The sequence below is a fragment of the Nocardia sp. NPDC059764 genome (genome assembly GCF_042732555.1).
In the GTDB taxonomy this organism is placed as follows: Bacteria; Actinomycetota; Actinomycetes; order Mycobacteriales; family Mycobacteriaceae; genus Nocardia.
This window is the reverse complement of the sequence record NZ_JBHWHH010000009.1, coordinates 18,484-30,659: the sequence shown is the minus strand read 5'-3', so window position 1 is coordinate 30,659 and position 12,176 is coordinate 18,484. Positions and strand designations below refer to the sequence as shown.

Here is a 12,176-nt window from a genome sequence, read left to right as displayed (position 1 = left end):
TTGACAGACAGGTGATTACAGTGAGGCTCGGATTCAGAACGCTGGCGATGGCCGCGGTCGGAGCACTGTTCGCACTCTCGATGACCGGTGTCGCGGCCGCCCCCGCGAACGCGGTCGGCCTGCCCCCGTGCGGCCTGACCTGCGACGACCCCCTGCCGCCCGCGCCCGCCGGATGCTCGAGCGCGGCCACCGGCGGCACCCTCGCGCTGACCCTGCCCGACAAGAACGGGGTCAACCGTCCCTTCCGGCTGTTCGTGCCGTCCGGGCTGAGCGGCGCCGCGCCGCTGGTGGTCGCGCTGCACGGCGGTCAGGACAATCCGACGCACTTCGAAACCGCCACCGGCTGGACCGCGGTCGCGCAGAGCAAGAAGTTCATCGTCGCCTACCCCCAGGGCGGCAAGAACGACGGCGCGGCGGACAAATGGGCCTGGGAGTTCAGCGCCTCCAACCCCGCCAACGACGTTCCGTTCCTGCGCAGCCTGGTCCACGCCATCGGCAACGACTACTGCGTGAACCCCAAGCGCGTGCACTTCATCGGACATTCCAACGGCGGGCAGATGACCTCCCGGATGGCGTGCTCCGCCTCGGATCTGGTGGCCTCGGCCGCGGTGTGGGCCGGGCCGAGCGGCGCGTGGGACGCCAACGACTGCCCGACCACCCGCGCGCTGTCGTTCGGCGTGATGCTCAACGACAACGACCCCATCGTGTGGCAGATCGTCGCCGAGCAGCATCGAGATCTGTGGCGCACCAAGGACGGTTGCGGAGCCACCCCGGCCTCGGAGACCGGCACCGCGGTGGTGAAGGGCGAGCGCTACTCGTGCGCGTCGGGCACCCAGGTGCTGTACCGGCTGTACCACACCACCGATGACGCGACGAAGGCTCACCTGTGGCCCACCCCGGGCTCGGCGGCCGCGACCGACGTCAACAACCGCATGTGGTCATTGCTGAACGCCAACCCGCTGCCCTGACAGCCGCGACTCCGGGCTCCCGGCACGCTCGGGGCCCCGGGGCGACAGCGCGGCGGTGAGCAGCGCGGCGACCGCGAAAAGCACTGCCACACAGGCCACCAGGCCGATCCAGCCGCCCGCCGCGTAGGCGATCCCGGCCGCGCTGCCGACCACCGCGCTGCCCAGGTAGTACGCGAACATGTAGAGAGACGATGCGGCGCCGCGGTTCTCGGCCAGCGCGCCGACCCAGGCGCTGGCCGCGGTGTGCGCGCCGAAGAATCCCGTGGTGAGCAGCAGGATGCCGATCAGCACCGTGCTCAGGTGATCCGGGATGGTCACGGCCAGGCCGACAACCATCAGGGCCAGGGAGACGACCAGGATCCGGTGGTGGCCACGGCGATCGGCGAGCCGGCCCGCGTAGGCCGACGCCGCCGTGCCCGCGAGGTACAGCACGAACACCAGACCGACCACCGCCTCGGACAGGCCGAAGGGGCGGTGGGTCAGCCGGTAGCCGAGATAGTTGTAGATCGACACGAAACTGCCCATGAGCAGGAAGGCCAGCCCGAACAGCGCGGCCGGGCGCGGAGCGCGCACCTGCCGGGCGAGATCGCCGAGCAGCGTCCCGAAACCGGCCGGGCGAGCGGCGAATCCGCGCGAGGCCGGCAGCGTCCGCGCGAACCACACCGCGCCCGCCGCCACCGCCAGCGACACCGTCAACTCCGCCCACCGCCACGACGTCAGCCCGAGCGCGAGCGACGGGATCAACCGGCCCGACAGTCCACCGATACTCGTCCCCGCGATGTACACCCCCATCGCCGAACCCAGCCCGCCGGCGCCGACCTCCTCGGCCAGATACGCCATCGCCACCGCGGGCACCCCGGCCAGCGCGACACCCTGCACCGCGCGCACCGCCAGCAGCGTGCCCATCGTCGGGCACAACGGCAGCAGCAGCCCGAGCGCCGCGGCCGCCACCGCCGACCCGATCAGCACCCGGGTCCGGCCGATCCGCGCCGACAGCACACCCACCGGAATGATCGCCAGCGCAAGGAATCCCGTGGTCAGCGACACCGCCAGCGCCGCGTGCGCGGGCGGCACCCCGAACGCCGCCGACAGGCTCGGCAGCAGTGACTGCGTGGAGTACATGGCCGCGAAGGTGGTCAGCCCGGCCGCGAAAAGCGCCACGGTGACCCGCTTCTCGTGGGCTCCGGCGAGCTCGGCGGACCCGTCCGGCTCCGGGCGTTCGGTGGAGGCGACGTGCTGGTCCGACGGGGTGAATTCGCGCCGGGCCATGGGCTCCGGATCGGACGCTGGCTCGATGGTCACGGCGGCCGTGGGGGCGCCGATCGGACGCGGTGTGCTCAATGGCTGATCGGCGCTGGTCATCGGGGCCTCCCACGGTGGATCGGGTACGGATCCAGGGTGCGTGACCCGCGCTTAGATCGGAAATGCATGATGGTCGGTAGGACCATGCCACTGCGGTATATAGCGAGGAGGCGGTGTGCTCGGCGCGGATCTGGAGTGGTTCACGACACTCGCCGAAACCGAGAATGTGAGCGCGGCGGCCGACCGATTGCATCTGGCCCAGCCGACGCTGTCGCGGATGCTCGCCCGGTTGGAACGGCGGCTGGGCGCTCCCCTGTTCGATCGGCACGGGAAGCGCATCCGGCTCAACGACTACGGCCGCCTGTACTACGAGCACGCCCGCCGCGCCCGCGCCGAACTGCGGGCCGGGGAGCAGGCCGTCGCCGACCGGGTCAATCCGGCCAAAGGGGTGGTGCGGCTGTCGTTCCTGCATTCCTTCGGCAGTCGGCTGGCGCCGGAGTTGATCGCCGAATTCCGGCGTGGGGCCGGGCGGGTCGACTTCGGGCTGTTCCAGGGCGCGGCCGAGACGATCACGCGCCAGGTCCTCGACGGGGAGGCCGATCTGGCCCTGGTGTCGCCGCGGCCGAGCGAGCCAGGCATCGGGTGGCACACGCTGCTGAATCAGCCGCTGGTGCTGGCGGTTCCGGCCGATCACCGGCTGGCCGGGCAGCGCCGGACTCGGCTGAGCGAGCTGGCCGACGCCGAATTCATCACCATGCATCCGGGATTCGGGATGCGGCGCATCTTCGACGACCTGTGCGCGGCGGCCGGGATCCGGCCGCGCATCGCCTTCGAGGCCAGTGACCTGGTCACGGTGCGGGGACTGGTGGCGGCCGGGCTCGGGGTGGCGCTGGTGCCCGCCGAGGAACCGCCGCCGCCGGACCTGACCGTGGTCCCGCTCGCCGACGCCGGGGCATCGCGCGATGTGGGGCTGATCTGGTCGGCGACCGCGACACCGTCGGAGGCGGTACGCCGGTTCCGCGATTTCGCGGTGGACCGGGCGGCCCGCCGCCCCGCCCGCTGAGCCCGCGCACTGTCCCGGCGAGCCCACGCACTGTTACGGTTGCCGCACGGTAACTGTTCTGTCACTTCAACTCCAGGGAGCCGCCCGTGCAGCGCTATCGTGCGGCCCTCGACACACTGGGCGGAGGCATCGCCGCCGCGGTCGCGGGCATGGCCTTGATCGTGCCCTACGACGCCGGGTGCGGCACCGACTCGTCCGCCATGCAGATGACGCTGCTGACCATCACCGTGCCCCGGGCCACCGCCACGGGCGCGGTGTTCGCCGTGGTGGCCGCGGTCCTCGTGCGCATGCTCGGCGACCGGACCGCGTGGGCCACCGGCGCATTCGCGGCGCTGGTCCTGGCCACCGACCACCTGCTGGTCGGCTCCACCTCCGCCACGCTGGCCACCGCCAACTTCCTCGACTCGCTCGCCGGCGGCGTGCTGCTGGGCGCGGCCGGGGCGGCGGCCCTGCGGTACCGGCCGCCCGCGGTCGGCTACCTGCTCGGCGGGCTCACCGGTGTCCTGCTCGGACGCCACATCGAGACCATCGCCGCCGAGAAGGGGAACCTGTCGGTGCTCGAACGCGCCTTCGTGGATCTGCCGCCGGACTGGCTGGCGGTGCTGGCGGCGACGTTGCTCGCGGTGTGCGCGGTGGTCTGCGGACGGACCAGCGCCACGCATCCGACGTCCGTGCAGCTGCCGTTCGCGCCGATCGTCGCCGCGGCGGTGGTGATCACGACCATCGCGGTGGTCTCCGAACGCCTCACCCCGGGCACCAAGAGCTGGATCGCCATCGCCGCCTGGCTCGTCGCCGTGGTCGCGGCCGCCCTGATCGCGGCCCTGTTGCTGCCGGGCCGCGACGGCACCCTCACGCTGCTCGCGGTATCGCTCACCGCGACCGGCGGCGCCCTCGCGACCGTCCACGCCCATTGGAAACTCGCGCCGGTGCTGGCGATCATGGCGCTCGGACTGTTCGCCGGCGTCCTGCTGCCCCGCCCGCAGCCCGTGGCCGCCGCCGCGGCGAGCATCGGGCTGTCGGTCTTCGCGCTGCTGGCTTCCGGCGCGCAGCACCATGATTCGTGGGCAGCGCTGCTCGGTGCGTGCCTCTACGCGGGACTGGCGGGATACAGCTTCGGTGCGGTCACCACCCGCCTGGCCGCGAGCACCGTCCTGGGGCTGGGCGTCGTGCTGGTCCCGACCGCGGCGCTCACCCTGGAATACCGGGGCTGCGATGCGCTGCCGTCCTTGCCCGACGGCATCAGCACAGCCGGTGACCGGGCCGCGTGGACGGCCATCGGCCTCGGCGCCGGATGCCTGGCGGCCATGCTGCTATTGCGCCGCCTGCGGCCGGAACGCGACGAGCCGTCGCAGCCGAAACCTCTTTCCCCCGAGTCCGAGCGAACGGACTAGGCGACCCGATACAGCCAGATCCGCGGCTCGGCCGGTTCGCCGCCGGTGGACCAGGCATAGGTGTGGGCCAGGCCGTCGCCGTGATAGCCGTGCAGGTAGTCACGCAATCCGGTACGGCCGCCGTGCCCGGACACGATGCCCCGCAGCACGATCGCGGTGAGGTCGTAGGCCTCGACGGCGTACGGATTCGCGGCCGTCCCGGTGGCGTCGCGATACTCGTCGAGGAAGCGCTGCGTGGCGGGCCCGCACTGACACGCCACCACGGTGCCGGAGGCCGCCGACCCGGCGGCGGACTTGAACGCCGGGTCGTAACTGCCGTCGCCGAGGACGAAAGTCGCTGTGACATCGGCTTTCCGAAGCTTCGCCAGCAGGGTCGCGGCGGCGGCCGGATAACCCGCGTAGAACACCGCGTCCGGGTTCACGGCGGCGATGGCGGACACGGCCTGCTCGGTATCGCCACCGAGATCGACGCTGACCTCGCACGCCGGCACCGAGGCCGGACCGAGGCCCTCCACCACCGCGCCCGCCAGCGACACCCCGAAACCTCCGCCGCTGTCACGGACCACGCAGACCCGCGAGAACCGGGCGGTATTGGTGAGGTATCGACCCAGCGCCGGGCCCTCGGCATTGTCATTGGCCAGGCCGCGGAAGAAACCGCTCCAGCCCGACTGCGCCAGCAGCGGATTCGTCGCGACCGGGGTGAGGAACGGCAGCCCGGCCGCGTCGAAGGTCTTCCCGGCGGCCATGACCTCCTTCGACAGCGCGGGACCGATCACCGCCACCACCGAGTCGTCGGCGGCGATCTGCTCGGCGACCCGCGCCGCCCTCGCCTGATCCCCGGCGGTGTCGAACTCGCGCACCGTGATCGGGCAGACCTTGTTGCCGCCCTGCGGGTTTCCGCCCTTCACGAACTGATCGACGGCCAGCTTCACCGCGCCCAGCACCGTACGACCGAGCGCGGCGTCCGAGCCGGTCAACGGGAGCGCCGCCGCGATGGTCGCCGAGTCGCACGGCAGCCGACCGTCATTGGCGGGGTCGGCCACCGACACCGGCGCGGCCACCTTGACGCCGAGCCCGTCGATCTGGGTCAGCGGCACGAAACCCGGGTAGGTGGCCGTGTAGGGACCGGCCACGCTCACCGGATCGGCGCGGCCGGACGGCCCGGAACCCTGTGCCGCCCAGATGATTCCCGCCGCTGCCGCGATGGCGACCACCAGCGCGCCGACCCCCGCCGCCAGCCACCGACCGGACCGCACCCGGGCGGCGGTGACCGGCTCCGGTCGCAGTCGCGGGTCGTCGAGCACGGTGGGGTCACCGCCGCGCGACAGCGTGACCGTCGCGGCCGTGGCACCCGTCGACCCGATCGCCGCCGCTCCCGGCCGCGGCGTCCCGGCCACCGTGAACGGCGGGACGGTCGACTCCGAGACACCCGAAAGCGCTCGCGCCGCAGCGTCGGCGAAGTCCCGGCAGGTGTCGAACCGATCCTCCGGGCGTTTGGCCAGCCCCCGAGCGAACACCGCGTCCAGCGCGGCGGGCAGCTCGGGCCGCCGATCGGTCACCTTCGGCACCGGATGCTGCAGGTGCCCCGCGACCACCGCGGCCGCCGTCTCCGCCTGATACGGCGTGGACCCCGTGAACAGCCGAAACAGGGTGCAGGCCAGCGAGTACTGGTCCGACCGCTGATCCAGCGCAGCCCCCGACAGTTGCTCCGGCGACGCATAGGTGATGGTCGCGGCCAGCATCCCGGTGCGGGTGATCTGCGCGGAATCGTCGCGCAGCCGCCCGATTCCGAAGTCGGTCAGCAGAATTCGGCGTTCCTGCCCGGCGGTGTGGCGGCTGAGCAGGATATTGGCGGGTTTCACGTCCCGGTGGATCACGCCCATCGAATGCGCGTAGTCCAGCGCCTTGGCCGTCTCCCCGATGATCCGCACGGCCTCGGCGGCGGGCAGGGTGAACGGGTCCAGCGCGGAGGCGTCGCCGCCGTCCACGTACTGCATGGCGATCCACAACCGCCCGCCCGACACGCCCCGATCCTGCACGCCCACGATATTCGGATGATCCAGCCGCGCAACGAGTTCGGCTTCCCGCTCGAACCGGGACCGCGTCTCGAGTTGTGTCACCAGCTCCCGCGCCAGCACCTTGATCGCCACCAGCCGGGGCAGCCGCGGATGCCGGGCGAGAAAGACCTCCCCCATCCCGCCCCCGCCGAGCTTCCGCTCGATCAGATACCCCGCGAATTCCGTACCCGCACGCACAATTCGGCCCTTCACACCCCGCACATTCCCCCGAACCTTACCCGCTCGAACCCGCCGTCTCAGCTCCCCGGCGCGGGTTCGCGCGACGCCCGGGAGGGGGTTCGGCCAATGCCGCGGACCACGGCGACGCCGCCGTCGGGCGCTCGCCCGGCGCGCCCGGCGACAGACCGCGCACCCCGTCCGTTTGCTCCAGGTATGCCCCGGTATTGCCACGGCGAACGGGCTGGAGCAGGCTGGGAGGCGTCGGTGGCGTCACCCCGGGCGCTGCCCCCGTGACCGAGGAGGTGGATCGAACGTGTTCGCACGCTCTAACACGATTCAAGCGCAGCCGTCCACTATCGATGCCGGGATTGCGTTCATGCGCGACGAAGTGATGCCCGAACTGGCAGGCATGCCCGGCTGGGTGGGTCTGTCGCTACTGGTGGACCGTGAGTCCGGCCGCTGCATCGTCACCACCGCGTGGGAGTCCGAGAACGCGATGCACGACAGCGCCAGCCGGGTGCGCCCGCTGCGTAACCGCGCGCGGGACTACTTCGGCGGCGACGGCCCGCTCATCGAGGAGTGGGAGATCGCCACCCTGCACCGCCTGCACCACGCGGACGAGGGCGCATGCGCCCGCCTGACCTGGACCCGGGCCGACGCCGATCGCATCGATTCGGCGATCAATGTCTTCCGTTCGATGGCGATACCCTCGATGGAACAGATGGACGGCTTCTGCAGCGTCAGCCTGCTGGTCGACCGCACCGCCGGGCGCGGCGTCTCCTGCGCCACCTTCGAGAGCGCCGAGGCCCTGGCCCGCACCGCCCAGGCAGCCGCGGACCTGCGGGCCGCCGCCACCGCCCAGGCCGGCATCGCGGTCACCGAGGTCGCCGAGTTCGAACTGGCCCTCGCCCATCTCCGCGTCCCCGAACTGGTCTGACCCGCACCCCGGATGGCGCGGTCGCCCCGGCCGCGCCACCCGGCTAATTTAGAACCCGTTTCAGCGGGCGGCGGCTTCCGGCCACCCGGCGATCGATGGGAGACGGGTATGTCGGGCAATGGTGGCGGTCGATTCGACGGCAAGGTCGCGGTGGTGACCGGAGCCTCCTCCGGCCTCGGCCGGGCCGTGGCGCAGCAGCTGATCGCGGGCGGGGCGCGCGTGCTCGGCGTCGGCCGCGACGAGGCGCGCCTGAAGGACAGCTTCGACGAACCCGACACCGCCTGGCACGCCACCGATCTCGCCGATCCGGCGGCGGCCGATCAGGTGGTCCGGGCCTGCGTCGACCGCTTCGGCGGCCTCGACATCCTGGTCAACGCCGCGGGCGCGCACACCATGCGCCACACCGGGCAGGTCACCGACGAGGAATGGCAGCACGACCTCGCCGTCAACCTCAGCGCGCCCTTCTTCCTGTCCCGCGCCGCCCTTTCCCACCTGCTCGAACGCACCGGTTGCATCGTCAACGTGGCCTCGATCGCGGGCGTGGAGGGCCAGGCCTATTCGGCGGGCTACTGCGCCGCCAAACACGGCCTCATCGGTCTCACCCGGGCCATGGCGCTGGAGTTCGACGGCGCCGGCATCCGCATCAACGCGGTCTGCCCCGGCGGCATGATCACGCCGATGCTCGAGAACTTCACCTTCCCCGAAGAGCCCGACTACCAGCTCATCCTGAAGACCGCCAGCCCCCGCGGCCTCATGGAACCCGCGCAGGTCGCCAACATCATCAGCTTCCTGTGCTCCGACGAAGCCTCCGCCGTGCACGGCGCCGTCTACACCGTCGACAACGGCAAGATGGCCCTCTAGACAGACGAATCGGCCCCGGGCGACGCAGCTGCCGTCGCCCGGGCCGATGCCGAGGGTGGGTCGGGTTACTTCTTGCGGTCGCGCTTCTCGCGGACGCGCACATTGACCCGGACCGGAGAACCGTCGAAGTTGAACTCCTCGCGCAGCTTCCGCTCGATGAAGCGGCGGTAGCCCGCCTCGAGGAAGCCGGTGGTGAAGAGCACGAACGTCGGCGGCCGGGTGGACGCCTGCGTGGCGAACAGGACTCGCGGGAGGCGGCCGCCGCGCATGGGCGGCGGCGTGGCGGCGATGACCTCCTTGAGCCAGTTGTTCAGGCGGCCGGTGGAGATGCGCTTGTCCCACGACTCCAGCGCGGTCTCCATGGCGGGGACCAGCTTCTGCACCGCGCGACCGGTGTGCGCGGAGATATTGACGCGCTGGGCCCAGCGGACCTGGACCATCTCGCGGTCGATCTCGCGCTCGAGCATCTCGCGGCGGTCCTCGTCGACCAGATCCCACTTGTTGTAGGCGATCACCAGGGCGCGGCCGGTCTCGGCCACCATGGAGATCACCCGCAGGTCCTGCTCGGTGACCGGCTCGGAAGCGTCGATCAGCATGACCGCCACCTCGGCCGCCTCGATCGCGCCCTTGGTGCGCAGCGACGCGTAGAACTCGTGGCCCGAGGCATTGCTCACCTTGCGGCGCAGACCCGCGGTATCCACGAAACGCCACGGCTTGCCGCCCAATTCGACCAGCGAGTCGACCGGGTCGACGGTGGTGCCCGCGACATTGTGGACCACCGACCGTTCCTCGCCGACGAGCTTGTTCAGCAGCGACGACTTGCCCACGTTCGGCTTGCCGACCAGCGCCACACGGCGCGGACCGCCGTGCAGACCCGTGCCCTCGCGGGGAGTCTCGGGCAGCTTCGCCAGAATCTCGTCGAGCAGATCACCGGTACCGCGACCGTGCGCGGCCGAGATCATGTGCGGCTCACCCAGACCCATCGACCACAGCTCGGCGGCGTCGGCCTCCAGCTTCTGGTTGTCGACCTTGTTGGCGACCAGGATGACCGGAGTCTTGCTGCGCCGCAGCGTCTTCGCCACCGCCTCGTCGGCGGAGGTCGCGCCGGTGGTCACATCCACCACCACGACGATCGCGTCGGCGGTGTTCATGGCGACCTCGGCCTGCCGGGCCACCGACTGCTGCAGCCCCTTGGCATCGGGCGACCAGCCGCCGGTGTCCTGCACCAGGAATCGGCGACCGGCCCAGGTGGCCTCGTAGGAGATCCGGTCCCGGGTCACGCCCGGAATGTCCTCCACGACCGCCTCGCGGCGGCCCAGGATCCGGTTCACCAAGGTCGACTTGCCGACATTGGGGCGGCCGACAATGGCCACCGTCGGCAGCGGAACGTGCTCGGCGTCCTGCTCGCCCTCGAATTCGGCGATGTCCCAGTCGGATTCGTCCGACCAGATCCCATCACCGGCGAAGGTGTCCTGCGTCACTGCGCGCCTCCCGCCGAAATCCGTGCGGCCACCACGCGATACAGCTCGTCGATGACCTCGTCCTTGTTCAGATCGCTGGTGTCGACCAGCTCCGCGTCCTCGGCGGGACGCAGCGGCGACACCTTGCGCGTCGAGTCCAGGGTGTCGCGGCGCTGCACATCGGCCAGCACGCCCGCGTAATCGTCACCCCGCCCCTCGGCGATGTTCTGCGCGTTGCGGCGCTGCGCGCGGGCCTCGGCCGACGCGGTCAGATAGATCTTCACGTCCGCCGCGGGCAGCACGGTGGTGCCGATGTCCCGGCCCTCCACCACGATTCGACCCGCCGCCGCCGACAGCTCCCGCTGCAACGCGACCAGCTGCTCGCGCACCTCGGGCACCGCCGACACCGCGGACACCGCCTGGGTGACCGCGTTGCCGCGGATCTCACCGGAGACGTCCTCACCGTCGAGCAGGATGACCTCCCGGCTCGGATCGGTGCCGATGGTGAGCGGCAGTTCCTTCACCGCGATCGCGATGGCGGCCGCGTCGTCCAGGTCCACGCCGCTGCGCAGCACGCGCAGCGTCGCCACCCGGTACATGGCGCCGGTGTCGAGGTAGCTGGCCTCGAGCCGGGTCGCCAGCATGCGCGACACGCTCGACTTGCCGGTGCCCGACGGGCCGTCCATGGCCACGACCAGCTGCGCGGAGCCGGTCAGCGCGCCGGCCGTATCGATCAGAGATCCCACACCGTTCACAACGACACCGCCTCGTAGAGCTTCCCGACCTCGTCCCGGCCCAGCACGCGCAGCGTGCCCGGCCGCTGATCACCGAGCGCGATCGGCCCGACGTGCGTGCGCACCAGCGCGGTCACCGGATGCCCGACGGCGTCCAGCAGGCGGCGCACGATGTGCTTGCGACCCTCGTGCAGCACCACCTTCACCAGCGACTTGCCGTTGCCGACCTCGAGCACCTGGAACTTGTCCACCGACGCGGGCCCGTCCTCGAGCTCGACGCCGTCCTTGAGCTGCTTGCCGACCTCGCGATTGCGGACCTCGCCGTTCACGGTGGCCAGGTAGGTCTTGGACACCTCGAAGGAGGGGTGCATGAGCCGATGCGCCAGATCACCGTCATTGGTGAGCAGCAGCAGGCCCTCGGTGTCGGCGTCCAGCCGGCCGACGTGGAACAGGCGCTGACCGGCGGCGATCCGCTCGGCCACGATATCGCCCACGCACGGGCGGCCCATCTCGTCGGACATGGTCGACTGCCAGCCCTTGGGCTTGTTCAGCGCCAGGTACACCTGCTCGGAGCGGATCACCACGCGCACGCCGTCGACCCGGACCACCGCGGTCTCGGGATCGATGCGCAGACCCTGCTCACGCACGATCTTGCCGTCCACCTCGATACGACCGGCGTCGATCATGTCCTCGGCCACGCGCCGCGAGGCCACACCGGCCTTGGCGAGAACCTTCTGCAGGCGCTCACCCTCACCCCACGGCAGCTTCTTCGGAGCCCGCTCCTCGAAGTCCACGTGCTGGTGCCGGGCGGGCTTGGCATTGCTGATCAGCACCGGCGCGACGATCTTGCGCTCCGGCTTGGAAGTCTTCTTCTTACCGGTGGTGTTCGGCGAGGTGTGCGGGGCCAGCGGGCGACCGCCGCCGATACCGCGAGACTGGTTGCCGCGCGCGGAGTTACCGCCCTGGCCGCCGAAGCCGGAGCCCGAGCCGCCGCGAGCGGGCGCGCCGCCACGGGAACCGCTTGCGCCCCACTGGCTTTCGCCGCGGGGAGCGGAACCGCCACGCGAACGATCGGAATCACGACCGTACGAACCAGCACCGCCACGCGAACGATCCGAGTCACGACCATACGAACCAGCACCGCCACGCGAACGATCCGAGTCACGACCATACGAACCAGCACCGCCACGCGAACGATCCGAGTCACGACCATACGAACCAGC

At 71.2% G+C, this 12,176-nt stretch carries 10 protein-coding genes; 5 read left to right on the top strand and 5 right to left on the bottom strand.

Annotated elements, in window-relative coordinates; genetic code table 11:
* Nucleotides 1–20: 20 nt before the first annotated feature.
* Nucleotides 21–968 carry an alpha/beta hydrolase family esterase gene (locus ACFV4K_RS03330; protein ID WP_379271718.1) on the top strand — a complete coding sequence of 316 codons (948 nt, stop codon included), beginning with the start codon at nucleotides 21–23 and terminating at the stop codon, nucleotides 966–968.
* Here ACFV4K_RS03330 and ACFV4K_RS03325 read toward each other — a convergent pair.
* A complete protein-coding gene (locus ACFV4K_RS03325; protein WP_379271795.1) occupies nucleotides 939–2,237 on the bottom strand; it encodes an MFS transporter in 1,299 nt (432 codons plus the stop codon). The two genes, ACFV4K_RS03330 and ACFV4K_RS03325, sit on opposite strands and share 30 nt — an antisense overlap.
* A 208-nt stretch (nucleotides 2,238–2,445) precedes the next feature.
* Between ACFV4K_RS03325 and ACFV4K_RS03320 the strand changes: the two genes are divergently transcribed.
* Both ACFV4K_RS03320 and ACFV4K_RS03315 read left to right on the top strand, forming a co-directional pair.
* The gene (locus ACFV4K_RS03320) at nucleotides 2,446–3,333 is read left to right on the top strand and encodes a LysR family transcriptional regulator (RefSeq protein WP_379271717.1); all 888 of its coding nucleotides are present in this window, start codon (nucleotides 2,446–2,448) and stop codon (nucleotides 3,331–3,333) included.
* Nucleotides 3,334–3,419: 86 nt separating this feature from the next.
* Nucleotides 3,420–4,724 carry a hypothetical protein gene (locus ACFV4K_RS03315; protein WP_379271716.1) on the top strand — a complete coding sequence of 435 codons (1,305 nt, stop codon included), beginning with the start codon at nucleotides 3,420–3,422 and terminating at the stop codon, nucleotides 4,722–4,724.
* Here ACFV4K_RS03315 and ACFV4K_RS03310 read toward each other — a convergent pair.
* Entirely contained in the window at nucleotides 4,721–6,994 is a 2,274-nt protein-coding gene (locus ACFV4K_RS03310) for a bifunctional serine/threonine-protein kinase/ABC transporter substrate-binding protein (RefSeq protein WP_379271714.1), read from the bottom strand. The two genes, ACFV4K_RS03315 and ACFV4K_RS03310, sit on opposite strands and share 4 nt — an antisense overlap.
* Nucleotides 6,995–7,274: 280 nt before the next feature.
* On the opposite strand from ACFV4K_RS03310, the gene ACFV4K_RS03305 reads away from it, so the two are divergent.
* Complete coding sequence (locus ACFV4K_RS03305; protein WP_379271713.1) at nucleotides 7,275–7,898, top strand: hypothetical protein; 624 nt, start codon at nucleotides 7,275–7,277, stop codon at nucleotides 7,896–7,898.
* Nucleotides 7,899–8,006: 108 nt separating this feature from the next.
* Nucleotides 8,007–8,759, top strand: coding sequence for an SDR family NAD(P)-dependent oxidoreductase (locus ACFV4K_RS03300; protein WP_379271711.1), 753 nt, complete (start codon nucleotides 8,007–8,009; stop codon nucleotides 8,757–8,759).
* Between the two features lie 65 nt (nucleotides 8,760–8,824).
* Here ACFV4K_RS03300 and der read toward each other — a convergent pair whose 3' ends face one another.
* The 3 genes from der to ACFV4K_RS03285 all read right to left on the bottom strand — a co-directional run.
* Nucleotides 8,825–10,240, bottom strand: coding sequence for a ribosome biogenesis GTPase Der (gene der / locus ACFV4K_RS03295; protein ID WP_379271710.1), 1,416 nt, complete (start codon nucleotides 10,238–10,240; stop codon nucleotides 8,825–8,827).
* Entirely contained in the window at nucleotides 10,237–10,905 is a 669-nt protein-coding gene (gene cmk / locus ACFV4K_RS03290) for a (d)CMP kinase (RefSeq protein WP_379271793.1), read from the bottom strand. The genes der and cmk overlap by 4 nt, the downstream gene beginning before the upstream one ends.
* A 65-nt stretch (nucleotides 10,906–10,970) precedes the next feature.
* Nucleotides 10,971–12,176 (bottom strand): pseudouridine synthase (locus ACFV4K_RS03285; RefSeq protein WP_379271708.1); only part of this gene is annotated, 1,206 nt, incomplete at its 5' end.